This window comes from Glycomyces sp. L485 (assembly GCF_022548875.1).
GTDB lineage: Bacteria > Actinomycetota > Actinomycetes > Mycobacteriales > Micromonosporaceae > Glycomyces.
This window is the reverse complement of record NZ_JAKZEW010000001.1, coordinates 233002-256830: the sequence shown is the minus strand read 5'-3', so window position 1 is coordinate 256830 and position 23829 is coordinate 233002. Positions and strand designations below refer to the sequence as shown.

General features: G+C 68.8%; 23 protein-coding genes, 1 tRNA gene and 1 pseudogene. 10 read left to right on the top strand and 15 right to left on the bottom strand.

The genetic code is table 11. The features are described 5' to 3' along the window. Window positions 1-33 precede the first annotated feature (33 nt). Window positions 34-396 (top strand): DUF4190 domain-containing protein, encoded by a 363-nt coding sequence (locus tag L0U85_RS01205; RefSeq protein WP_241375783.1) that lies wholly within the window; start codon window positions 34-36, stop codon window positions 394-396. On the opposite strand, the gene nagA is transcribed toward L0U85_RS01205, so the two are convergent. After that, the gene (gene nagA, locus L0U85_RS01200; protein WP_277605234.1) at window positions 393-1496 is read right to left on the bottom strand and encodes an N-acetylglucosamine-6-phosphate deacetylase; all 1104 of its coding nucleotides are present in this window, start codon (window positions 1494-1496) and stop codon (window positions 393-395) included. The two genes, L0U85_RS01205 and nagA, sit on opposite strands and share 4 nt — an antisense overlap. Before the next feature lie 109 nt (window positions 1497-1605). Between nagA and L0U85_RS01195 the strand changes: the two are divergent. Beyond that, window positions 1606-2307: pseudogene (locus L0U85_RS01195) on the top strand (DeoR/GlpR family DNA-binding transcription regulator); the annotation flags it as partial. 110 nt (window positions 2308-2417) lie between these two features. Here L0U85_RS01195 and L0U85_RS01190 read toward each other — a convergent pair. From L0U85_RS01190 to L0U85_RS01160, 7 genes are all read right to left on the bottom strand, one after another. Continuing rightward, on the bottom strand, window positions 2418-3698 hold the full coding sequence (locus L0U85_RS01190) for a hypothetical protein (RefSeq protein ID WP_241375780.1): 1281 nt from the start codon (window positions 3696-3698) through the stop codon (window positions 2418-2420). Between the two features lie 50 nt (window positions 3699-3748). Then, a complete protein-coding gene (locus L0U85_RS01185; RefSeq protein ID WP_241375779.1) occupies window positions 3749-5032 on the bottom strand; it encodes a hypothetical protein in 1284 nt (427 codons plus the stop codon). A 64-nt stretch (window positions 5033-5096) separates the two neighbouring features. Beyond that, window positions 5097-5651, bottom strand: coding sequence for a DUF3180 domain-containing protein (locus L0U85_RS01180; RefSeq protein WP_241375778.1), 555 nt, complete (start codon window positions 5649-5651; stop codon window positions 5097-5099). After that, on the bottom strand, window positions 5644-6168 hold the full coding sequence (folK, locus tag L0U85_RS01175; protein ID WP_241375777.1) for a 2-amino-4-hydroxy-6-hydroxymethyldihydropteridine diphosphokinase: 525 nt from the start codon (window positions 6166-6168) through the stop codon (window positions 5644-5646). Before folK ends, L0U85_RS01180 begins: the two co-directional genes overlap by 8 nt. Next, on the bottom strand, window positions 6165-6563 hold the full coding sequence (gene folB / locus L0U85_RS01170) for a dihydroneopterin aldolase (protein WP_241375776.1): 399 nt from the start codon (window positions 6561-6563) through the stop codon (window positions 6165-6167). The genes folK and folB overlap by 4 nt, the downstream gene beginning before the upstream one ends. A 66-nt stretch (window positions 6564-6629) precedes the next feature. Further along, window positions 6630-7949, bottom strand: coding sequence for a hypothetical protein (locus L0U85_RS01165; protein WP_241375775.1), 1320 nt, complete (start codon window positions 7947-7949; stop codon window positions 6630-6632). After that, on the bottom strand, window positions 7946-8581 hold the full coding sequence (locus L0U85_RS01160; protein ID WP_241375774.1) for a hypothetical protein: 636 nt from the start codon (window positions 8579-8581) through the stop codon (window positions 7946-7948). Before L0U85_RS01160 ends, L0U85_RS01165 begins: the two co-directional genes overlap by 4 nt. Window positions 8582-8652: 71 nt before the next feature. Here L0U85_RS01160 and L0U85_RS01155 point away from each other — a divergent pair, with 71 nt between their 5' ends. After that, on the top strand, window positions 8653-10416 hold the full coding sequence (locus tag L0U85_RS01155) for a glycerol-3-phosphate dehydrogenase/oxidase (RefSeq protein WP_241375773.1): 1764 nt from the start codon (window positions 8653-8655) through the stop codon (window positions 10414-10416). Window positions 10417-10645: 229 nt separating this feature from the next. Next, window positions 10646-10718, top strand: a tRNA-Arg gene (locus L0U85_RS01150). Window positions 10719-10871: 153 nt separating this feature from the next. Here the strand turns inward: L0U85_RS01150 and L0U85_RS01145 are convergent. Then, on the bottom strand, window positions 10872-12314 hold the full coding sequence (locus tag L0U85_RS01145) for an FAD-dependent oxidoreductase (protein WP_241375772.1): 1443 nt from the start codon (window positions 12312-12314) through the stop codon (window positions 10872-10874). 58 nt (window positions 12315-12372) lie between these two features. Here L0U85_RS01145 and L0U85_RS01140 point away from each other — a divergent pair, with 58 nt between their 5' ends. Further along, window positions 12373-12828 (top strand): MarR family winged helix-turn-helix transcriptional regulator, encoded by a 456-nt coding sequence (locus tag L0U85_RS01140; RefSeq protein ID WP_241375771.1) that lies wholly within the window; start codon window positions 12373-12375, stop codon window positions 12826-12828. Window positions 12829-12853: 25 nt separating this feature from the next. Here the strand turns inward: L0U85_RS01140 and L0U85_RS01135 are convergent, their stop codons facing one another. Further along, on the bottom strand, window positions 12854-13549 hold the full coding sequence (locus L0U85_RS01135) for an NUDIX domain-containing protein (protein ID WP_241375770.1): 696 nt from the start codon (window positions 13547-13549) through the stop codon (window positions 12854-12856). Between the two features lie 166 nt (window positions 13550-13715). Between L0U85_RS01135 and L0U85_RS01130 the strand changes: the two genes are divergently transcribed. The 3 genes from L0U85_RS01130 to L0U85_RS01120 are packed head-to-tail and all read left to right on the top strand — an operon-like array spanning window position 13716 to window position 16686. Continuing rightward, the gene (locus tag L0U85_RS01130; RefSeq protein ID WP_241375769.1) at window positions 13716-14609 is read left to right on the top strand and encodes a hypothetical protein; all 894 of its coding nucleotides are present in this window, start codon (window positions 13716-13718) and stop codon (window positions 14607-14609) included. 29 nt (window positions 14610-14638) lie between these two features. Beyond that, window positions 14639-16267, top strand: coding sequence for a hypothetical protein (locus L0U85_RS01125; RefSeq protein WP_241375768.1), 1629 nt, complete (start codon window positions 14639-14641; stop codon window positions 16265-16267). Between the two features lie 2 nt (window positions 16268-16269). After that, window positions 16270-16686, top strand: a complete 417-nt coding sequence (locus L0U85_RS01120) for a hypothetical protein (protein ID WP_241375767.1) — start codon at window positions 16270-16272, stop codon at window positions 16684-16686. Between the two features lie 266 nt (window positions 16687-16952). Here the strand turns inward: L0U85_RS01120 and L0U85_RS01115 are convergent, their stop codons facing one another. Next, window positions 16953-17267, bottom strand: coding sequence for a hypothetical protein (locus tag L0U85_RS01115; RefSeq protein ID WP_241375766.1), 315 nt, complete (start codon window positions 17265-17267; stop codon window positions 16953-16955). A 546-nt stretch (window positions 17268-17813) separates the two neighbouring features. Between L0U85_RS01115 and L0U85_RS01110 the strand changes: the two genes are divergently transcribed. Both L0U85_RS01110 and L0U85_RS01105 read left to right on the top strand, forming a co-directional pair. Next, window positions 17814-18059 carry a DUF397 domain-containing protein gene (locus tag L0U85_RS01110; protein WP_241375765.1) on the top strand — a complete coding sequence of 82 codons (246 nt, stop codon included), beginning with the start codon at window positions 17814-17816 and terminating at the stop codon, window positions 18057-18059. A 121-nt stretch (window positions 18060-18180) separates the two neighbouring features. Then, window positions 18181-19062, top strand: coding sequence for a helix-turn-helix transcriptional regulator (locus tag L0U85_RS01105; protein ID WP_241375764.1), 882 nt, complete (start codon window positions 18181-18183; stop codon window positions 19060-19062). 85 nt (window positions 19063-19147) lie between these two features. Here L0U85_RS01105 and L0U85_RS01100 read toward each other — a convergent pair whose 3' ends face one another. The 4 genes from L0U85_RS01100 to L0U85_RS01085 form a co-directional block, all read right to left on the bottom strand. Continuing rightward, entirely contained in the window at window positions 19148-19990 is an 843-nt protein-coding gene (locus tag L0U85_RS01100) for an SAM-dependent methyltransferase (protein WP_241375763.1), read from the bottom strand. Window positions 19991-20161: 171 nt separating this feature from the next. Beyond that, window positions 20162-21268, bottom strand: a complete 1107-nt coding sequence (locus L0U85_RS01095; protein ID WP_241375762.1) for an LCP family protein — start codon at window positions 21266-21268, stop codon at window positions 20162-20164. Between the two features lie 9 nt (window positions 21269-21277). Beyond that, window positions 21278-22267 carry an NAD-dependent epimerase/dehydratase family protein gene (locus L0U85_RS01090; RefSeq protein ID WP_241375761.1) on the bottom strand — a complete coding sequence of 330 codons (990 nt, stop codon included), beginning with the start codon at window positions 22265-22267 and terminating at the stop codon, window positions 21278-21280. Between the two features lie 51 nt (window positions 22268-22318). Then, complete coding sequence (locus L0U85_RS01085) at window positions 22319-23806, bottom strand: sugar transferase (RefSeq protein WP_241375760.1); 1488 nt, start codon at window positions 23804-23806, stop codon at window positions 22319-22321. Window positions 23807-23829: the final 23 nt, after the last annotated feature.

Below are 23829 nucleotides of genomic sequence, written 5' to 3'. Positions count from 1 at the left end.
CACGGCGCCGACACGCCGGTTGAGGAGGCTGCCATGACCACGCAGGGACCGCAAGGGGGCTGGCCGGAGCCTCCTCCTCCGAGGAACAGCGGCGGCGGCAAGCCCCACGACCGGCCGCCGCGCAACGGGCTCGGCACGGCCGGCCTGGTGTGCGGCATCGTGGCGGTCCCCCTCTCGTTCATCCCGGTGGTCAACTTCTTCACCTGGCCGCTGGGGGTCCTGGCGGTCGTCTTCGGCGCCGTCGGATGGAGCCGCGCCAACCGGGGCGAGGCGACGAACAGGGGCCAGGCGATCACCGGGCTGGTGCTGGGGATCGCCTCGTTCTTCACAATCTGCCTGATCTACGTGCTCATCGGAGCGGGCTCCTCCACTGTGTACGGCACCGCGCCGTTCTAGACCTGGAGCCACGCGCCGCGGCGCATGACGGAGACGAGATTGAGGTCGTCGTCGAGCACGACCGCGTCGGCGAGTCTGCCCGGCTCGATGGCGCCGACCTCGTGGAGGCCGAGCAGTTCGGCCGGTGTCGCCGAGGCCATCTGGGAGGCGGCCTCCATGGACTGGCCGGCGAGGTTGACGGCGTTGCGGACGGCGTCGAGCAACGTGATGGTCGAGCCGGCGATGGTGTCGGTTCCGGCGACGGTCGCGACGCCTTCCCGAACCTTGACCTGGTGGCGGCCGAGCCGGTAGGTGCCGTCGGCGAGTCCGGCGGCGTCCATGGCGTCGGATACGAGGATGGTCCAGCCCGGCAGGGAGACGTCGAAGGCGAAGCGCATCGTTCCAGGATGGAGGTGGGCGGTGTCGGCGATGATCTCCGAGAAGATGCGCTCGTCGGCGAGAAGCGCCGGGATCGGACCCGGCTCGCGGTGGTCGAAGCCGCGCATGGCGTTGAACAGGTGCGTGGCCGACTGGGCGCCGGCGTCGATGCCGTCCATGGTCTGCTCGAAGCTGGCGTCGGTGTGGCCGATGGAGGGGACGACTCCCCTGGAGTCGAGGAACTCGATGGCCTCGATCGCGCCGGGCAGCTCCGGGGCGATGGTCACCATCTTGACGGCGCCTTCGCCGGCGTCGATGAGCTCGCCGAGTTCACCGGTGTCGGGATCGCGGAGCACTTCGGCGGCGTGGGCGCCGCGTTCGGCCTTCGAAATGTAGGGGCCCTCGTAGTGGATTCCGGCGAGCGTGCCGTCGGCGACCAGCGGCGCGAGGTTCCCGGTGGCCTCGAGCAGGAACTCGTGGGTGGAGGAGACGAGGGAGGCCACGAGCGTGGTGGTGCCGCGGGAGGCGTGGAACGCGGCCGCGCCGCGTGCGGACGCGGCGTCGCCGGAAGTGAGCGAGTGCCCGCCGCCGCCGTGGCAGTGGATGTCGACGAAGCCGGGCAGGACCCAGCCGGTGGGCTCCCCGTCGCGCTCCTCGACGGCGGCGATGCGGTCGCCCTCGACGACCAGGGCACCGGCCACGACCCCCTCCGGAGTGACGATCCGGCCCACGTTCGGCAGCATGACGCCTTCCACTTGCTCTCCTTCGATCCAACAACGCGCACGCAGTGAGCTCGTGCGACCATGAAGCGAACACTATCTTGCAGCCCGACGCACCTGATCGAGGAGTAACGTGGACCGCTATGCCCGGTGGAACACCCTGCTGGAGATCCTCGCCGAAACCGGACGCATCACGGTGGAGGACGCGGCGAGCCGCCTCGGCGTCTCGCAGGCGACCATCCGACGCGACTTCGACCAGCTCTCCCAACAGCAGATGATCACCCGCACCAGGGGCGGCGCCGTCGCCGGGGGCATCTCCTACGACCTGCCGCTGCGGTACAAGACCGCCCGGCACGTCGAGGAGAAGCACCGCATCGGCACCGCCGCCGCCGGGCTGGTGAGCCCCGGCCAGGTCATCGCGCTCAACGGCGGGACGACGATCACCGAGGTGGCCCGCGCTCTGGCCACCCGCACCGACCTGGTCGCGACGCCCGGGTCGACCGGGCTGACGATCGTGACGAACGCGCTGAACATCGCCAACGAGCTGATCGTGCGTCCGCACCTGAAGGTCGTGGTGGTCGGCGGCGTGGTGCGCCCGCAGTCGTACGAGCTCATCGGGCCGCTGGCCGCGCCGATCCTGCGCGAGATCACGCTCGACATCGCGTTCCTCGGGGTCGACGCGGTCGACATCAAGCTGGGCGCAACCAGTCATCACGAGGGCGAGGCGGCGATCAACGCCCTGATGGCGGCGCGGGCCAGGAAGGTCGTGGTGATCGCCGACGGCTCGAAGATCGGCGGCCACGCCTTCGCGAGGATCTGCGCGACCGACCGGATCCNGTGGTGATCGCCGACGGCTCGAAGATCGGCGGCCACGCCTTTTTTTGGTGACCGACGGGAACGCCCCGTCGGACCAGCTGCGGGCCTTCGAGGAGGCCGGCATCCGCGTCATCGTGGTGTAGTCGAGGGCTCCGCGTTCGGGTCGAACAGCCTCGGCGGATTCGGGGTGAACGGGCTCGACTCCTCGGCCGAGTCCTCGGCGTCCCCGGCTTCGCCGTCCTCCCTCGGCCGACCGAGGCGGTCGAGGCCGAAGGAGACGAACAGCGCCACCAGCAGCAGTCCGACGAACAGGATCTGCGACCAGTCGGTGTACAGCGATTCGTCGTTGGTCGGCGCCCGCAGCTCGCCCCACAGCAGCAGCCCGGACCACAGCAGCACCGTGGTCAGCACCGAGCCGAGCACACCGCCGCGGCGGCCCCACAAGCTCGTCCCGGCCGCCAATACCGCGATGAACATGAAGACCTCGAAGCCGATCGCCGTCTGACCGTCGAAGCTGTACACTCCGAAGTAGAGCGACGACTCCGTGTCCGGACTGCGCAGGTCGAAGACCGACATCATGAATCCCGCACCGCCTGCCAGCAGCATCGACAGGAAGGTCCCGCCGACGAGCAGCAGCGCCGGGGAGGCGCCGCGGCCCGTGGTGCCGTCGGCCATGGCCTTGACACCGCTGAAGCCGTCGCGGACCGACGGGAGCAGGCCGACCAGGCCGCCGCCGACGGCCAGCGCCGCCACTCCGAGGAAGATCCACAGGCCGCCCGGCGACTGCAAGGTCCGCACCTGTTCGAGGTCGGCTGAGAACCGGTCGAGCAGCGGCGATCCCGCCCAGATCAGCCAGGCCGAGGCCAGTCCCGCGAACCATGGCGGGACCCGCAATGCGAGCACCAGCAGGGAGAACAGCAGGGCTGCGACAGCCGCGCCGGCCGCGATCCAGGCGAGGTTGATCCACGGGTTCGCCGAGAGCGGCGGCGCGAAGGCCGCCACGAAGACCGCCGCGGGCGCTGCGAGGTTGACCGCCCCGAGTCGCAGGGACAGCCCGAGCGCGAGCACCCCGAGCAGCAGCGGCGACATCGACAGAAGGTGCGCGTCGGCCGCGTCGAGCGCGGTGCCGAACTCGTCGCCGAAGATCGCCTCGCGCCGGCGGTAGACCATGAACAGCGCGTTCAAGGCGAGCAGCAGGAGGATGGTCTCCCAGATGAGCTGGAATACGATCCGGTCGCGCCGCGGCCTGGCGTCGGCTCCGGTGGCCTCCGGCTCCGCGTAGTCCGCGGCGAACGTCGAGGCCGGCTGGGCCTCGGGCCGGAGCGGCCTGGGCACGGTGGCGAACTGCTGGGTCTGATCGCGCGGTTCGTCGTCCCCGCCGCCGTTGCGTTCGGGGGGTACGTAGGTCATCAGTGTGTTCCTCTGTGCCGGAGGGAAGGGTCGGACTTCGGTAGGGAGCGTCAGCGCAGAAAGCGCCGTTCGGCGTCATCGTATCGAGCGCCGCCGGACGACTCGAAGCCGTCGCGCGGGTTCGGCTCGCGCAGGTCGTCGAAGACGCCGGAGGCGCCGAACGGGTCGTCGCCGGCGCGCGGCATGCTCCCGGTGGTGGACCACGGGTCGCCGCCGCTGCCGACGGCCGCGAGGTCCTCGTCGTACTCCTGGTAGCCGCCGTCGGGCTGGTCGGGCACCGCTGGGTCGTCCTCGCGCAGGTCGTCGACAGCGCCGGCCCGGCTCGACGAGGCGAGCTCGGCCTCGTCGGTGTCGTTCATCGCCTCGACGAGGCGGGTGACCAGGAATCCGGCGATGATGGCGCCCAGGGCGATCCAGCTGGGGTTGAGGTCCCAGCCGCGTGCTTCGGCCAGCCACATGAGGGCGAGCAGGAGCGTAGCGGCGAAGACGGTGCCGCAGACTCCGCCGCGCCTGCCGAGCAGGCTGGTGCCGCCGAGGAGGGCGGCGCCGACGGCGACGACCGACAGCAGGATCGGGTCGGGCAGCGCGGCCGCGCCGTTCTCGGGGACGCCGCTCCAGACGGCGATGACGCCGGCGGCTCCGGCGAGCGACGTGGACAGCAGCAGGCCGAGGAAGACGAGTACGCCTTTGCCGTGCCGCTCCCCCGGCGGGGTGTCGCGGATCGGCGCGAGGCGCTCGCGGACGCCCGCGAACGCGCCGACGAGGCCGAGGAACATCGACAGGCCGGCGGCCGCGGCGAGGGCCGCGAGGACGCCGGTGTTCGGCAGCGCGGAGAGCATGAACGCGGCCGGGTCGTCGACGGTGCCCGACCAGAGTCCGACGGCGCCGCCGAGGGCGCCGCTGGCGGCCCATCCGGGCACGCGCAGCCAGGTGCACAGCGTCGCGAGCACGACGCCGGAGAACAGGGCGACGCCGAGGCCCATGGCCAGGGCGACGGCCGTGCCGGAGCTGGAGGCGTCGATGAAGATCCACGCCGACATCAGAGCGACGGGGCCGACGGCGAGGTTGACGGCGCCGAGCCGCAGTGAGACGGCCGCGGCGGAGGCGGCCATGACGGCCGGCGCGAGGGCGGCCATGAGGCCGCTCCAAGAGCCTTCGGCGAACGGTCCGGACGCGGACTGCGTGAGCGCGAACAGGACGCCACCGGCCAGAAGCAGCAGCCCGATCTCCCAGACCACGTGGACGGCCATTCGGTCGACGGGTGGATCGGAGACGACGTCCTTAGATGTGGTCGAATCGCGATCGTCGCTTCGACTTGGGGTGTCAATATTCATGTGGCGCACCTCATAACGCGCAATGCATGCGGGGATGTACGGGGAGTGTGCCGGGGGTATTGAGCTAGCCGGGCGACCGGTCGTCGTCCTCCTGCGACGGGGGAATTCGGCAGGAATGCTCCAGCCACAGGGCAGTCGTGACGAGCACCGCGCAGGCGACGGTGCCGAGCACCGCCCCCGGCAGGTCGTCCGAGGCCGCCTGGAGTCGGTCGCTCTGGACCGCGAGCCAGACGGTGAAACCCAGATAGGCGCCGAAGAAGGCCGCGCCGCCTATCGAAGCGGCCTTGGCCAGGACTGCGAACCTGGCGATCTGGAGCGCGTGCTCGGGCCCGCGGACGGTCCCGGTTGGCGCCGTGGTCTCGGATCGGTCGTCGGCCCGCGCGCTGCCGGTACGCGCGTTCGGGTTCAGCGTTTTCTTCGTGTTCCAGGCCATCCAGGCGATCAGCGCTGCGAGCGCGAGGATGGCGGCGGAGTTGTACCAGGCGAGGTCGGGTGCTCGCTGGTAGTAGCGGGCAACGAGGAGCAGCGTCAGCGCGCCGCCTGCGAGCGCGCTCACCGCGATGGTCGACGGGGTGGTCGGCCGCAGGCTCGGCTGGGGGCCGTGCTTGTCGTCACTCATGATGCCTCGACCATATCGGGTGCAGGCGGCGCAGTGCGCGCGCGTCGGCGGAGAGGCCTTCGCCGCGGAGCAGTTCACGGACGCGGCCGCGGCCCGGCAGCTCGGCTTCGCGGTCGATCGCGTACCACGGCACCAGGACGAAGGCGCGCAGGTGGGCGTGCGGGTGGGGCAGTTCGAGGCGGGGCTCGGCGCGGTGGACGGGCCGGCCGTCGTCGTCCCAGGCGGCGATGAGGTCGACGTCGAGGGTGCGGGGGCCGTAGGGGCGGTCGGGGTCGCGGACGCGCCCGGCGTCGATCTCCAGGTCCTGGGCGAGCTCGAGCCACTCGTCCGGGCCCTTGGCCGGGTCGGAGGCGATGGCGGTGAGGTTGTAGTAGGCGGGCTGCTCGTCGTCGCCGCCCCACGGCAGGGTCTCGTAGATGTCGGAGACGGCGTCGGGCTCGATCGCCTCGACGGCGGCGGCCAGGTTCGCCTCGCGGTCGCCGAGGTTGGAGCCGAGGCTCAGGACTACGCGGCTCATTCGGCTCCCCCTTGGCGAAGTCCGCTGGTCATGTCCCGGTCACGCTCGATGGTCACCGAGACGTCGGCGAAATGCTGCGCGATGGGAGCCTGGGGCTTGTGGACGGTGACGGTGGCCCGCTGGACGCCCTCACGGCGCAGGCAGGCCGCGGCGAGACGTTCGGCGAGCGTCTCGATGAGATTGCACGGCTCGCCGGCGACGATGTCGGCGAGGTCGTCGGCGAGGGCGCCGTAGTCGATGGTGTGCCGGAGGTCGTCGGCGGCGGCGGCCTGGGCGATCGAGGTCGCCAGAGCGACATCGACGACGAAGTCCTGCCCCGCCTCCCGCTCGTGGTCGAACACGCCGTGGCGCCCGTGCACACGCAGGCCGGACAAGGTGATGACGTCGGTATCCACGACCCCGACCCTACTCGACGTCCTCGGCTTCGCCGAGAAAGACGATTCCCGTCGGGAGGCCGCCGCTCATTCCGAATCCGTCCAGTCGCAGTTCTGGAGTCCGTCCATGACCGCCTGCGCCTCCTCGGGCGTCATCGGTTCGGCCCGGCCCTGGGTGAACGATTCCTGTGCGTACCGGTCAGGGTCGATGCCCATCAGCGAGATCCAGGTGAAGCTGAGGCGGTCCATGCTCGTCCAGAACCCATCCCCCGGCGGAGCGCCCGAATGGAGTTCCTCGCATTGCTCGGGGTAGACCAGGTCGTACGCCAGGCGGTAGGGATCGATCTCGCCTTCCTCATGAATCGACGGCACGAAGGTGAATCCGGCGACTGATCCGTCGGCGGGCGCGTACGTCCGGCTCAGTTCCCAGGCCTTCTCAAATACGAACGCGTCATAACCGTTCTCGACGGCCGCCTGCCGCAAGGGTCGATACACTCGGTCGAGCTCATCGATATAGCCGCGATGCTCCGCGAAGACGCAGTACTCGGCCCAATCGGCATCGCCCACACCGACACAGGTGTCCGGTGGCTGAGGCGCCGCCACCCACCGCTGATCTGGCCCAAACGCATTGGCCACTCCGAGGAGCACCGCAAGGGTCACGCTCACACCGACGGCGACCCAGCGGGCCTGCGCCCCCCTGCCGCGAGGAAAGAGGGTCACCGCCGCCATGAGGACGGCCGAAACGAGCAGAACCGCCGCCTGAAACCCGAGGTATCGCGGGTTGTAATCCAATCCGATTCTCGAGACCGTGGAGGCGCCGAAGTCCAGCAGAGCGAATTCATCGCCGACGTATGAGGAACCGAGCGCATAGAACGAACCGAATCCGAGGACGGCGGCAACGACACCGGACACCAGCGGGGGCATGACGCGTCCCGCCGCCATGCCGATCGCGGTGTACCAGAGGATCGCCAGGCATTGCAGCAGCAAACCTCCGGCCATCGAAGCCCAATCGACCGAGCTCGGTACCAGGCCAACTATCAACCCCGCGGCCGTGAAACCGATATGCACGGCGCACACCGCGAGACCGCACCATGTGACGACATTCCAGAGAGCACGATGCCTTTGGCGCGAAACGGTGATCTGGTGGACCGATCCCGGTCGGAACAGCCGGGCCGTCTCCACTGCCGCGAAGCCCGATATGACAGGGCCGAGCAGGAACAGGCCGATGGCCATCCACTCGACGGTCCAGATTCCCTCGCCTCTCCAAGGCATGCCGCGCTGGAAAAAGTTCAGGAACTCGATGACGACTGCGGGCACCACCACCCACGCGGCGACGGTGGTCCGGAACGCGTATGGAAGCCGATCGATCATTCGCCGATCGGAAAACGACGAGCTGTCCTCTCTCATTCCTCTTCCTCCTCGGCTTCGGCGCGGCCGCGCACGACGAGCCAGGTGGAGAACGCGAGGATGGCGCCGGCCACGAGGATCGGGACGATCTGCAGATTGTGGTCGAACCACGAGACGAGATTGATGTACTCCGAGGTCGGGTCGGCCAGTACCACCGCGACGAAGATCGCGGAGATGATCCCGGCGGTGCCGAACAGGGCCGAACGCCACCACAGGCCGAGCCCGAAGCGGCGGTTGAGGACCTGCGCGGCGGTGATGATGCGCTTGGCGCGCAGCACCCGGATCGAGCCGATGACATAGAACAGCCGCAGGATCTGCGCGCCACCGGCCGCGGCTACGAGGCTCACGAAGGTGAGCGCGCAGATGCATAGCAGCCACTTGTGGCGCATGAGCCATTTTCGCTTGTTCTCGGCGGCGAGCAGCAGGATGACCGTCTCGACCCACAGGACGGCGCCGGCCGCCCAGCCGAGAATCTTTCCGGCCACGACGAACTGGCCGTCCGACCAGACCGTCAGGAACACCGCGGGTATGGAGGCGCATACGGCGATCACCACCGGAAGGGTGAGCCGGTCCTCTATGCGCTGGGCGAGCGCGGTGAGTCGCCGCAGACTCCATCGGGGGGAAGGGTCCACGCTTATACGATACCGAAAGCGCTTATCCCCGATGCATCACCAGGTCAAGACGACGCCAGTATCGTTGCGGTATGCGCCCGCCCACCGCTTGGACCCGTTCGCAGTCTGGCCGTCTCTCGCCCGAGCGGCGGCGCTCCGACCTGGAGCGGCTGCGCTCGGAGCCGTTCGACGTGGTCGTGATCGGGGGCGGAGCCACGGGAGCGGGGGCGGCCGTGGACGCGGCGAGCCGGGGTCTGCGGGTGGCGTTGGTGGAGGCTCGGGATCTGGCGTCGGGGACGTCGTCGCGGTCGAGCAAGCTGGTGCACGGCGGGCTGCGGTATCTGGAGCAATTGGACCTGGCCCTGGTACACGAGGCGCTGCGGGAGCGGGGGCTGCTGACCGAGCGCCTGGCGCCGCATCTCGTGCGTCCGGTCCCGTTCCTGTTGCCGTTGAAGGACGTGTGGGAGCGGCTGTACTACGGGGCAGGGGTGGCGGCGTACGACCTGCTCGCCTCCGGCTCGGGCCGATTCACGGCTCGAGAGGCTCGCCGTAGTGGCATGCCGTGGCACCGCCATCTGGGCAGGGCCGCGACCAGGCTGGCCTTTCCGGACCTCTCGGGCGGGGTTCGGGGCGCGATCCGGTACTACGACGGGCAGGTCGACGACGCGCGGCTGGTGGTGACACTGGCGAGGACGGCGGCGGCGCTGGGCGCGGCGGTGGTGCCGTCGGTCGAGGCGCTGGGATTCGTGCGCGAGCGCGGTCGGATCGCCGGGGTCGAGGTGGCGGACGTGGAGTCCGGTGAGCGGCACCGGGTCCGGGCGTCGACGGTGATCAGCGCGGCCGGGGTGTGGAGCGACGAGCTGGCGGCACTGCTCCCCGAGCGGACGGGGATGGCGGTGCTGGCGTCGAAGGGCGTCCACCTCGTCCTGCCGCGGGAGGCGATCGAGGGGAACGCCGGGATCATCACGAGGACGAAATGGAGCGTCCTGTTCGTCATACCGTGGGACGGGCACTGGATCATCGGAACCACCGACACCGATTGGAAGCTCGACCTGGCGCACCCGGCGGCCTCGGCCGGAGATGTCGCCTACCTCCTCCAGCAGGCCAGCGAGGTGCTCCGAAAACGCCTGGACATAAGCCAGGTGGAGGGCGTCTACGCGGGACTGCGGCCGCTGCTGCGAGGGGAGACCGAGGAGACTTCGAAGCTGAGCCGGACGCACGCCGTCGTCGAGCCGGAGAGGGGCCTGTTCTTCGTGGCGGGCGGGAAGCTGACGACCTACCGGGTGATGGCCCGCGACGCCGTCGACCGGGCGGCCGAACGGCTCGACCGCGAGGTGCCGGCTAGCGGCACGCACCTGCTTCCGCTCATGGGCGCGGACGGCTTCGGCGCCTACTGGTCAGGGCGGGCGGCCCTGGCGAAACGCTTCAAGGTGCCGGTCCGGACGGTCGAGCACCTGCTGCGCCGCTATGGGAACCTGGCGACGCAGCTCTTGCGGCTGGTCTCGGACCAGCCGCAGCTGGGTCGGACGCTGCCGGGCTCGCGGGACTACCTGCGCGCGGAGGTGGTCTACGCCGTGCGGGCCGAGGGGGCGCTGCATCTGGACGATGTGCTGACGCGCCGGCTTCGCATCTCGATCGAGTCGGTCGACCGGGGCACCCGAGCGGCGATGGACGCGGCCTCGCTGGCCGGGGCTGTCCTCGGCTGGGACGAGGAGCGGCGCGCCGAGGAGGTGGAGGCGTACCTGCAGCGGGTCGATGCGGAGCGGCGCTCGCAGCGGCAGCCGGACGACGACGCGGCCGAGGCCGCGCGCCTCGCAGCCGCCGAGATCCGAAGGATCGTCCCGCTCGGCCGCTGACGAGGCCCCGGGATTCTCGCATCGAGGATCTCAGGGCGGCGATCGAGCCGCTCGAAGATCGCCTCTCATTGCCGCTGCGTGCAGGAGGGAGTGGAGAAATCCCTGGCGGATTCCGATCGGCTCATGAGCGGCGGACGGGCCATCGCGACTCGCCGCGGCCGGACCGCGGCAAGACCGATTCATGCGACTTCATCTCAAGACGGCCCATGGGCTAGACTCTACCGCTGTCGCCTCCGTAGCTCAGTGGATAGAGCACCGCTCTCCTAAAGCGGGTGTCGTAGGTTCGATTCCTACCGGGGGCACTGCTGTCATCTGGTGACTCCCAGGGTTTCCAGGTGAACTGGCGCTCCGACTCGCGATGGAGGGGCTCCCGCAGTCGTGCGGGAGCCCCTCCTTGCTTCCCGAGCGCTCCGCCCGGAAGCCGCTCGAGGTGCCCCCGGGGGGCAGCGGTGCTGTCAAGCGGTGCCGCACCAGGTTCGGAGCGCTCGTTCTAGGCCGTCGGGGGCTCCGGACCAGGCCGCGTGGCCGTCCGGGCGGACGAGGACGGGCTCGGACCGCCGCCCGGTCGCGGGGAGGAACGCCACATGCTCACCCCACGCGGGCAGCTCGGGGCCGCCGAGGACGGCGAACCTGCCGCCCCGCAGGCGCTCGAAGAGCCGGGCGCCGTCGGGAAAACGGTGGTCCGGCACGCGGGCGCCGACGATCGCCGCCTCGCCGGCGCGGCTCCCGTAGTCGATGCCGAGGCCCGACACCTGCATCGCGACCCTTCGGGTGATTCCGGCCGAACCCAGGACCAGCGGGGCCAGAGCGTTGCGCAGGGCGACGGCAGGGCGGGAGTGGAGCGTGGCCATGCGGGCCATGCGACCGCTGGAGCGCAGCACCTCCTCGCCGACGGGGTGGCGCTCGGCGTGGTAGCCGTCGAGCATTCCGGGGTCGGCGCCGCGGGCGAAGGCGGCGAGCCGCCACGAGAGGTTGGCCGCATCCTGGATCCCGGTGTTCATGCCCTGCCCGCCGGCCGGGGTGTGGCAGTGGGCGGCGTCTCCGGCGAGGAGGACACGGCCTACCCGGTATCGGGGCACTTGCCGTTCGTCCGAGTGGAAGCGGGAGATCCAGCGCGGCGATCGCATCCCGTAGTCGGTGCCGAAGGCCTGCCGGGCGGCGGCGGCGATCTGCTCCAGCCTCAGCGGGGCGTCGTCGTCGGCCTGGTCGTGGCGGTTCCATGCGGTGATCCGCCAGAAGCCGTCGCCGAACGGGGCGATGAAGGCGAAGCCGTCGCGGTTGGTGTTGACGGTGGGTGCCGAGGGCGGCTCGGCCAGCTCGACGTCGGCGAGCATGATCGACTTGAGGACAGGACCGCCGGGGTATGGCAGTCCGACCAGGTCGCGGACGGTGGAGTGGACGCCGTCGCAGCCGACCGCGTGGTCGGCGCGGAGCCTGACGGCCTCCCCGTCGGGCCCCGCTGCGGTCACGGACACCCCGTCTGCGTCCTGCGCGAGCGCGGTGACCTCGGTGCCGTAGCGGATCTCGACGCCGAGCTTCGCGAGCCGGTCGAGCAGGACCCGTTCGATGTTGGTCTGCGAGCACACGAGCAGGTAGGGGAAGCCGGTGGGCAGCACGGACAGGTCGAGCTCGGCGTTGCCGAAGGCCGCGATCCTGTCCATTTTGTAAGAAGCTTGGGAAAGCAGCTCGTCGGCCAGTCCGCGCATGTCGAACACCTCCATGGTGCGGGCGTGGACACCGAATGCGCGGGAGAGGTTGGACAGCCCGGCGGGGCGCTTTTCGAGGACGGTGATGTCGAGGCCCGCTTCGGCCAGGTCGCCTGCGAGCAGGAGGCCGGTCGGTCCCGCTCCTACGACGACGGTTGTTGCCATGACGTCCTCCTCAGATTTAGTTGCCATGGAAACTACTAGAGCACGGTTTTGTTTCCATGGCAACTAAGATGTTAGGGTGGTCACCGTGGATTCCGGAGCATCACTCGGCGAACGCGAGCAGCGGGCGTGGCAGGCGTTCGTCACCATGCGGCGCGACCTGGAGGCGGCCCTCGCCGGGGACCTGGCTCGCAATGGACTGTCGGTCAGCGACTTCGAGGTGCTCGCCCGGCTCCGCCAGGTACCCGGCGGCGAGATGCGGGCCCGCGACCTGGCGGCCGCCATCGGCTGGGACAAGGCTCGCCTTTCCAAGCACGTCACCCGCATGGCCCGGCGCGAGCTGGTGGAGCGGCGCGGGGTCGCCGCCGACGGACGCGGTCAGGCCGTTGCGCTCACCGGGAAGGGCGAACAGGTCATGGCGACCGCCATCCCCGATCACATGGCGGCCGTCCGTCACCACTTCTTCGACCTCATCGAGCCCGAGGAGCTAGAGGTGCTCGAACGGGTCATCGGTCGGATCAACGAGCGGGCCGCGAACGGGTGACGCGGGCGCACCCGGCGCAGGTCGTTCAGGACCGGTCGGGCCGCGACAGCGGGAGCTGGAGCCAGCGCCGGGTCCCGGCCCTGTACAACCCGGCGGGTCGGCCGCCGTCCCGGGTGGTGGTCTCGCCGGTGGGTTCGAGGAAGCCCTCGATGCGGGTGACCTTGCGGTGGAAGTTGCCCGGATCGAGCTTGGTCTGCCACACGATCTCGTAGACGCGGCGCAGTTCCGCGACCGTGAACTCCTCGCGGCAGAAGGCGGTGGCGGCGGTCGTGTATTCGAGCTGCCTCCGGGCGTGCTCGACGGCGTCGGTGAGGATGCGGCGGTGGTCGAAGGCGAGCGGTTCGTTCAGGGCACGTTCGACGCTGATCCACTGGGTGTCGGCCGCGTCGCCGCCCGCGGCGGCCTCCGGGGGGTCGGGGACCATGGCGGCGTAGGCGACCGAGACGACCCGCTGACGGGGGTCGCGGTCGGGGTCGGAGTAGACGCCGACCTGTTCGAGGCGGGCGTCCTTCGCCCACAGGGCGGTCTCCTCGCGCAGTTCGCGGCCGGCGGCCTGGTCGACGGTCTCGCCCGGTTCGAGGAAGCCGCCGGGCAGCGCGAGCTCGCCCTTGAACGGCGGCTTGCCGCGCCGGACGAGCAGGACCTCGAAGTCGCCGCGACGGATCGTCAGGATGACGATGTCGGCCGCAACGAACACGGCAGGGGCCGTTTCCTCGCCCATCGTCGCCCCCTTCTTGACTACTTGACAATAATTCATGTCTCACCCTATGATGGACCCTAGTTCTTGTCGAACGAACAATATAGCGATCGGCACAGATTGGGCATTGTCGGGTTTCCGACAGTCCTACCCCACCATCCCCCCACCTGCGAGATTCACGGAGACCCCTATGAAGCACCTGCCGACAGCCGTCCTCTGCACCCCGCTGGACGTCGAGCACCGGGCCGCGCTCGACCTGCTCGACGGACACCGCATCACCGAGCACCTCGAAGGCGGCACGGTCTACGAGGTGACGGAGTTCGAAGGTCGCCATACCGCCTGGAGACTCGTCCTCACCCTCACCAGCCGCCGCAACGAAGACACCGCGGCGGCCGTCGAACACGCGATCGCCGTCTGGGACCCGCAGATACTGCTGCTCGCCGGAATCGCGGGCGGACTGCGCGACTCCTCCATCGGCGATGTCATCGCCGCCACCAAGGTCTACGGTTACGAGTCCGGACAGGACACCGACGGCGGCTTCGAGCCGCGCGTCGACACCATCCGCTGCTCCCACATGCTCATCCAGCAAGCCCACCGAGTCGCGGAAGACCGGACCTGGACCGGCCGTCTCGACCCTGATCAACGGCGGCCCCGGGTCTTTCATCGGCCCATAGCGGCCGGCGGCAAGGTCGTCACCGGCACCGGCTCCGAAACCGCCGCCCTGATTCGGCGAACCTTCGGCGATACCCAAGGTATCGAGATGGAGGGCTACGGCGCGATGGCGGCGGCCTCCCGAAGCAGCGGCGTGGACGCCATGGTCGTACGCGGCGTCTCCGATCTCATCGACGACAAGACGAAATCTGCGGATCGCACTCGCCAGCCGCTGGCGGCCCGCAACGCGGCTGCCTTCGCCTTGGCGCTGATCGAGCGCTGCAAGCCTGCCCGGCAGCACCGCGCAGAAGACGACCAGGTCATCGGCGGCGGCAACTACACCGGCGCGATCGGCGACGGAGCCGTCGCCAATACCGCCGCCATCGGGCCCGGGGCTTCGGGTCACCTCACGATCAACCAGCACGGCCGCTAAGGCGGCCATCCCCACCGGAGACATCCGATATGGTCCAGCACCATCCCGCACCTCAGTTCGGCAAGGCCAGCCCTGACCGGACGCGCAAGAACGACGCCACCATCCACCTCTGCGCCGCCGCCTACCTCGACCGCGAGTTCCGAGAATCCGTCATCGAGAAGGTCTGCGCGCGACGCGACCAGGCCATCGCACCGAATCCCGGGACCGATGCGGTCCCCGTGATCCGGCACGTGCACCGGGCCAGGATTCTCGACATCGCCGAGCAGAGTCTCCTTGCCGCCATGCTGGTCGCGTTCCTCCTGACGCCCGCCGTCGACGACTTGTCGCTCCTCATCTGCCTCGGCGCATGGCTCCTCGTCGGGCTCAAGGCGCGAAAGATCGGCAACGAGCTCAAGATCTCGTCCAACCAGCGGCGCATCGACACGAGTCCGCTGCTCAAGAAGATCAAGTCGAAACTCACGGTTCCGAAGGCCGCCTTCATAGCCTTGGCGTTGGGCGCCTATCTGTGGATCGACATCCGCACCTCGGGAACCCCGATATGGATCTGGCTTGCGGCCCTCGCCGTCTGCACCGCCGGATTCGAGATGGCACGGATGTACCACCTCACCCGAATCCCGAGCGAGCCCGAACCAGGCCGTCCACCGCGTGGAAGACTCGCGTACATAGGCGCCGCGCAGCGCTCGCAGGTGATCACATACTCCCCCGGTGAAAGCGAGTTCGTCGGATTCGGGAACCACATCACCACCCACCCGCTTCCGCTCCCCCTGCATGCGAAGGAACCCAACGGCAAATCGCCGCCCACTCTAGACATAGCGGACCTGAACCGTCATCTGAAGGCGCGGATCGAGGCGCTCAGTGACGACTCCCCCGCCACTCGGGGCCTTCCCGACCTCGAAGTCTCTGATCAGTTGTTCGTCTCCGGGCGCGCCATCACGCGCCCCGTGCTCGACATCGCCGGCCTTCCAGCCTCGGAATTCGATCTCCGGAGCATCGAGGACGTCCTGGACGCACCGGCGTCACCAGTGCGGCACCGCATCCGCTGCCAGGTCTCCTGCCTGGGGGGCGAGGTGGTCACCACCGGTTTCATCCACCTGGCGCTGCAGGGCGAGACGCTGTACATCGAGTACGCGAGCTACTGGCTGCCCATGACGAAAAGGGATTACCACGTATTTCGTGACGGGGCGGTACAGCGAATGCGGGCGATGCTCTGGTGCGGGGGTCTCGCAGTGGCGACCGCCCCGATCGAGGTCCTTCGCAGCCCCTACGACTCCGTCGTCAATGCCTGGCGCGGCGTCTTGAACGCCTCTCGGGGACGGCCGAAGCTGAAGGGTTGGCGCCCACCCGACTGGGGACCGGAGACGAGCGTCCGCCAACTCGGCTGCGATCTCGATGATTTCACCAGCTACCCAAGAGAGGCCGTCAAATACTCCCTGATCCTCGAACACCAGACCCTCGAAGCACTGAGCGATTTCCTCGATGAACGCGGCATCGACACCAGCGCCCTCAACGACCGAATCACCGCGATCGTCCACAACCAAGGCGTCATCAACTACGGCGAGCTCTCCGCCGGCGCCGTCGGAACGGGGGCCACGGCGACGACCGGCGCCGTCGGTCCGGGCAGCACGGGCGCGGTCCAGCAACCAATGGCGAAAGGATAGAAATGAACCAGCAGCACGACGAGGACCAGAAGGACGGCGGCTACGTGTTCCGCGGAAGCGTCCAGACCGGAGCGATCGGAACCGGGGCCTCGGCCACCGTCGGAGCGATCGGCGAGCACTCCCGCGGCTTCGTCACGGTGGCGCGGGACCCGGAAGCGGAGCGCATGCTGGAGCAGACGCTCGCTCTCATCGACGAGCTCCGTGACGCCCTGGACGCCCACCGCAGCGCGGTCGGCGACGACTTCGAGGCCATCCGGGACAACATCGACGACCTTGAAGAGTCGCTGGAGCAGATGAAGCCGGCCAGGCGAATCCACAGCAAGCTCAAGGCGATCGAGCAGTTGGTGAAGCCCTTCACGGCGCTGACCGAACTGGTCACCAGGATCGTGGAACTCGTGCAGCGGTCGGAGGCCTCATAAGCATGTTCTTGAGTTCATTTGGGGCACAAGGGGTTTTGAGTAGGTTCCCTGGTAGGCGACGGGGTGTCGGCGATGGCTTACGGCTGGTAAACTCGCAGGTCAAGCCGTGCTCGGGGTAGCCGGCGAACCATAGGCCGTACAGGCCCTCGGGTTGCCACGGCTGCGATGAACCTTGCCCGATGTGGAGCTCGGGGAGGCCCCCACCGGCCTCCCCGAGTCTTCCCACCGAACAGAGCAAAGCCTGTCACCGCGCGAGGCCTCCGGAATCAGCGGAAGCGCGCGGTGTAGATATCGCCGTCGCGCACCCAGGCCAGTTGGAGTGCCGCGAACATCTCGTCGACTATGTCCTCGTCGGGCAGTCCGTACAATTTGCCGACGCTGCGGCCCCGGTAATGCCACAGCAATCCCGCCTGGACCTGCCTCGCGTCGGCGAAGTGCTTGCCGCAGGACGGGGCGCACCGGTATATCGCCTGGCCGTTCCTGTCGTACTCGATCGCCATGACCTGCTGGCACATAGAGCTCCGCAGCTTGCCTGCCGCGGCCGCCTGTAGCAACGTCTGGGTCTGAAGACGTTCCACCATGGCACCCAACCCCTCTCCGGGCGACGATCAAGACCTGCCGGGGTGCGGCCCGGCCGGGTTCTGCAACGACTTAGCGAGATCCGGTTGTGCGATGCGAGACGCCCGGTCGTGTAGGCGGTTGCCGTCCAAGGAGCCTCAACCCCTGGACCGATTCCACCGAGCGCCGGACGCCGGTTAGCGGCTTTGAGTCTGCGATCACGATCGCACACTCGAACCATATATGTCTATGTGCAGTATCACATTCATCCTAGCATGCATTCACACAGGGCAGATGCACGTGCAGATGCGCGCGAATAGGCGCGTGCAGATCACTGTCTGTAATGTGCAACACTGTCCTGGACCAGCAAAGGAAACGTCGGAAACATCCGGTATGCGGTTCTCCTGACAGGGCCGAATCTCGGCCCCCCGGCGTCGCCCAGCGGGCCGACTCGGCTCCGGGGCGTCGCGAGGAACGTCCGCCGCCGAAGCTCTCTTCGGATCCGTGCGCAGGTCATTGACAGATCGAGATACCGGTCGGTTCGCCGGCCACTGGTGGAAGGAATTTCGATGAACGAGGCACGCAACGGAATCCCCGCAGGGGACCTCCCCCCGTCGATTACCTGGCAGAAGAGCAGCCGCAGCGGCCCCAACGGCGGCAACTGCGTCGAGCTGGCCGCACTCCCCGGCCGGCAGGAGATCGCGGTCCGCAACTCCCGCGACCCCGAGGGCCCGGCCCTCGTCTACACGATCGCGGAGATCGAGGCGCTCATCGAGGGCGCCAAGGACGGAGAATTCGACAACCTGATCGCTTAGCGGCCCTAGTCGATCACTCGGCCGCACGCTCACCCTGACGAGAATGCCCGGCAGGTTACCCTGTCAGGGTGAGCTTTTCGTCCTGGACCGCCTCTACATTGCCCGTATGGAGGTGAGAGGCATGAACACGTCACCCCCCGTCGGCGGAAGCACGGGAGGCCCCACCGCGCTGCGCATGATCATGGGCGGCTACCTCCGGCGACTACGCGAGGCACAGGGCATCACCCGCGAAAGGGCGGGCTATGAGATCCGCTCGTCGGAGTCCAAGATCAGCCGCATGGAGCTCGGCCGGGTGGGCTTCAAGGTCCGCGACGTCGAGGACCTGCTGCACATGTACGGCATCACCGAGCAAGCCGAGGTGGACCGGCTTCTCGCACTGGTCAAAGAAGCCAACCAGCCCGGCTGGTGGCACCGCTACGGCGACGCCCTGCCTGACTGGTTCAGCGCCTACCTGGACCTGGAGGGCGCGGCGTCGATGATCCGGACCTACGAGGTCCAGCTCGTCCCCGGTCTGCTCCAGACCCGGGAGTACGCTCGCGCGCTGCTCATGCTCGGCTTCGGGCACACGCCGCTCCAGGAGATCGACGACCGCGTCAACGTGCGCCTCTCGCGCCAGAACGTCCTCAAGAAGCACGACCCGCCGATCCTGTGGACGGTGATCGACGAGGCGGCGCTGCACCGGCCCTTCGGCGGCAGGGCGGTGATGCGCGATCAGATCCAGGCGCTCATCGAGGCCTCCGAGATGCCGAACGTGCGCATCCAGATCGTCCGCTTCTCCAGCGGCGCGCACTCCGGTGCCGGCGCCCCCTTCACCTGGCTGCGGTTCGCCTCCGAGGACCTCAAGGACGTCATCTACCTCGAACACCTCACCAGCGGTCTCTACCTCGACCGCGAAGACGAGGTCGACGCCTACCAGGCGGCCATGGAGCACCTGTGCGTCCAGGCGGCGCAGCCGTCGAAGACTCCCGACATCCTGCGCGAGATCCTCAACGCCAACTACTGATCGTGACGTCGAGCTCGCAGTTTCGACGCCGGTGAGAACGACGAAAGGCGCGCGGCTCGGCCGCGCGCCCTGCTGCTCGGGGCGGTTATTCCTTGTAGCCGAGCCCTGCCATCATGATCCGGTTGTACGGCTCCAGGTCCTCGGCCGCCGGGACCTCCTTGTCTGGCTCGCCGGGGAACCAGCGCGGGACCCATTCCAGACCCGGCTCGACGAGCGGCAATCCGCAGAAGTGCTCCTCGATCTTCTCGGGCTTGCGGACCCACCCGTTGCCGAGGCTCTCCAGGCCGGCCTTCTCGATGGCCTTCTGCTGGGGTTCGCCGGTGTCGGCGAAGTCGGTCATGAGCAGGTAGGACCCGCTCGGGCAGGCGTCGACGAGCTCCTGGACCCAGTCGCCGGGCCGCTCGTCGTCGTGGAAGTGCATGAACAGGCCCACGACCATCAGCCCGACCGGGCGCGAGAAGTCGATGACCTTCTTGACGTCGGGGTGGTCGAGAATGCTCTCGGGGTCGCGCAGGTCGGCGGTGACGATCGTGGTCGAGTCGTTGGTCTCCAGCAGCGCCCGGCCGTGCGCGAGCACGATCGGGTCGTTGTCGACGTAGACGACCTTCGCGTCGGGGTTGATCTCCTGGGCCACCTGGTGCGTGTTCCGCATGGTCGGCAGGCCGGCGCCGACGTCGAGGAACTGGTCGATGCCCTTCCGCGCCATGTACGCGACGCCCTTTTCGAGCCCGGCCCGGTTGTCGATGGCGACCTCACGGGAGTTGGGAACGAACTTCATGTACGCGGCCGCGCCTTCTCGGTCGGCCGCGAAGTTGTCCTTGCCACCGAGGATCGCGTCGTAGACGCGCGCGATGGTGGGTCTGCTGATGTCGAACTCGGGTGTGTAGGGCGGGTCTTCGCCGGGCACGGTGACTGATTCTTCACTCATCGGCACAACCTCTTCGTCGAAGGTACGTTCCGACCATGGTACGACCGGTGAACCCCATGTCGGAGTTCGGGATCGAGCCATTACGGCACATTGGCCGCACTCGTTCGGAAGCGAATCACCGGCCACACCAACAACATGGGACGCGTTCGTGTCGAAGTGGACGGGCGCGGTCTACGCGTCCTCGCTCTGGCCGGCGGCCTCGGGGTTCGCCTCGATCCACTCGCCGACGGCGTCCTCGCGGAGCGCCGCCCACAGGCCCGAGGCGGTCTCCTCGTCGTACACGACGACCGACTCGCCGCCCTCGGTGCCGGTGCCCAGGTTCGGCGTGGTCATGAAGACGATGTCGTCGCTGCGCAGGTGCATGAACTCGATCCCGGTGGACACCACGTTGAACTGGGTGTCGACCTTGACCGCGTCCGATACCGACTCGATGAACGAGCTCAGCTTCGACTGGGAGGTGAGGACCTCGGCGGTGACCGCCGCATCCATGATGGCCTTGATGAGCTCCTGCTGGTGGCGCATGCGGGCGAAGTCGCCCGAGGCGTACTGGTACCGCTGGCGCACGTAGTCGAGCGCCTCCTCGCCGTCCAGCAGGTTCTTGCCGGCGGGGAAGAAGCGGCGCGGCGGGTGGATCGAGGTCACGCCGGACTCGTCGTAGTAGTTCGGCGCGTCGGCGGGCTCGATGTCCATCTCGACGCCGCCGAGCGCGTCGACGACCTCGACCAGGCCCGGGAAGTCGATCTCCACGACGTGGTCGATACGGGCTTCGGTGAGCTCCTCGATGGTCTGGACGGTCAGGGTGGCGCCGCCCCACGCGTAGGCGGCGTTGAACTTCGCGTTCGTGTCCGAGTAGTCGGCTTGGGAGTTCGGAGGGATGTAGACGTACAGATCGCGCGGTACCGAGATGCCGTACGCCTCGGTGCCGCCCTCGTTGACGTGCATGACGATCGAGGTGTCGCTGCGCGCGTCGTCGCCCTCCTCGCGGGCGTCGGAACCGAGGATCAGGACGTTCATCGCGCCGTTGATCTTCTCCGGGCGGTCCTCCTCGGGGATGCCTTCCAGGTCGAAGGCCCGGTTGAGGTCCGAGTTGGCGCTGTTGGCGGTCGTCCACACGGCAGCGCCGCCGCCGGCCGCGGCCAGCGAGGCCACCAGGCCCACGGCCGATCCGATCAGGCCGCGCCGAGTCGGGCCGTCGGCCGCCGAAGCGGCCACGCGCGCTCCGCCGCCTTCGGGAGGCACCGAGGCGGCGCCCCGGTAGTTGGAACCGGAATACGTCATGGCGACAGCTTACGCGGCTGCCGCTCGCGGGCCATGACGATGCGCGCCCGGCTGCGCCCCAGCAGTTGCGAAATAGTCGATAGTGGCCTTGAGACCCGCTTCGTAGGGGACCTGCGGGTGGTAGCCGAACAGTTCCCGCGCGGCAGTCAGGTCCGGGCGGCGGCGCTCGGGGTCGTCGGCGGGCCGGTCGGTGTACTCGATGGTCGAGGGCGAACCGGTGAGGCGGATGATGATCTCGGCGGTCTCGCGGACCGTCAGTTCGTACTCGGCGCCAAGGTTGACCGGGCCGTACTCCCCTGATTCGAGGAACATGACCAGGCCGCGGACCAGGTCGTCGACGAAGCACAGCGAACGGGTCTGGGAGCCGTCGCCGTGGACGGTCAGCGGCTCGCCCGCGAGCGCCTGGGTGATGAAGGTGGGAACGAAGCGGCCGTCGTCGGGGCGCATCCGGGGCCCGTAGGTGTTGAAGATCCGCACGATGGCCGCGTCCAGGCCCTTGTGGCGGTGGTAGGCGGCGACGGCGGCCTCCGAGAAGCGCTTGGCCTCGTCGTAGCAGGAACGCACCCCGATCGGGTTGACGTTGCCCCAGTAGGACTCCGGCTGCGGGTGGACCTGCGGGTCGCCGTAGACCTCCGAGGTGGAGGCCATCATGAAGCGGGCTCCGTCGGCCAGCGCGCGGTCGAGCGCGTGCAGGGTGCCGAGGGAGTCGACGCGGAGGATCTCGACCGGGAGGGTTGCGAAGTCGACGGGGCTGGCCGGGCACGCGAAGTGCAGGACGGCGTCGAACGGCTCGTCGCCGACGGGGAGGCCCTCGGTGACGTCGGCTTCGACGACGGTGAGGTTCGGGTGAGGGGTGAGGTTCTCGGCCGAGCCGGTGGAGAAGTTGTCGACGGCGGTCACGCCGCAGCCGCGCTCCAGGAACGCGTCGACGAGGTGCGAGCCCACGAGGCCCGCGCCACCTGTGACGAGGATCCGGCTGCCTGTTCCGTAAGAAGTCATCAATTCCCCAGATTATCAGGGTTCCCACGGCGTTCACCTGGTCGTAGCCGGTCAGTAAGCGCCTTTTCGCCGCAACACTACCGCCACGGTGCGGAAGAGGATCTGCAGGTCGGTGGTGAGGGACCAGTTGTCGACGTAGTAGAGGTCGAGGCGCACGGCGTCGTCCCAGGACAGGTCGCTGCGGCCGGAGACCTGCCACAGGCCGGTGATGCCGGGTCTCACAAGCAGGCGGCGACGAACGTCACCGAGGAAGTCGCCGTTCTCGGCCGGGAGCGGGCGGGGGCCGACGAGGCTCATATCGCCCCTGACGACGTTGATGAGCTGGGCGAACTCGTCGATGGAGGTGCGTCGGAGGAACTTGCCGACGCGGGTGATGCGCGGGTCGTCCTTCATCTTGAACAGCAGGCCGTCGGTCTCGTTGTGCATCATGAGCGCGGCCTGGCGCTCCTCGGCGTCGATGTACATCGTTCGGAACTTCCAGCAGTAGAAGGTCTCGCCGTCGCGGCCGACGCGGGACTGCCGGAAGAACACGGGGCCGGGGCTGTCGGACTTGATGGCGATTGCCACGGCCAGGAACAGCGGCGACAGGACGATGAGGCCGAGCACCGAGGAGGAGATGTCGAGGACGTTCTTGATGAGCCAGCTGATGCCGGAGATCTTCGGCTCTTCGACGTGGAGGAGCGGGAGGCCTTCGACCGGCCGGATGTGGACGCGCGGGCCGGCGATGTCGGTGAGCTGGGGGGCGACCACGAGGTCGCGGCCGGTGCCTTCGAGTTGCCAGGCGAGGCGGCGCAGGTCGGCGGAATCGGACGAGGCGGTGCCGCAGACGGCGAGGGTGTCCGCTCGGAGCTGCTCGGCGCAGGTGACGACGTCGGTGCCGGCGAAGACCGGCACGGGCGTGTCGAGGTTGCGCACCGAGGAGGCGCCCTCGGTGACGTAGATGCCGACGGGGACGAGCCCGGCTGCGGTGGCTCGGCGCACGGTCCGGTAGACCTCCAGGGCCTCGGGGTAGGAGCCGATGAGCAGGACGCGTTGGACCGCGCGGCCCGCCTCACGCATCCTGTGGAGGCCCAGGCGGGCCCCGTAGCGGAATGCGGCGATGAGAATGGCGCCGGCGGCGAGGACCACCGCGACCGTGGCGCGGGAGACGTCGGCCTTGAAGGTGAGGGCGAGGAACGAGACGAGGGCCAGCATGAACATCGAGGCGCGGATGACGCGCTTGAACTCGTCGTTTCCGAGGCCGAGGTAGCGACGGTCGTAGGAGCCGGTGCCCCAGAGGGAGAGGAGCCAGGCCACCGGAAGCAGGAGCCAGACGACGAGGTGGTAGAAGACCATCTGGCCGTCGAAGCCGGCGTAGGAGTGGGGGGTGAGGTTGACGGCGATGGCCGAGGCGGCGAGCGCGGCCGCCAGATCGACGCCCACCAGCGCGGCCTGGTAGGAGCGGTGCCAGTTGGAGGCGCGGACGAGTCGACGCCACGCCGAGCGCGTGACTCCGTTCGTGACGAGCTTCGGATCACCGTCCTCTTGCGTGCCAGCCACTTGGGTCCCCGTCCGTCCGTACT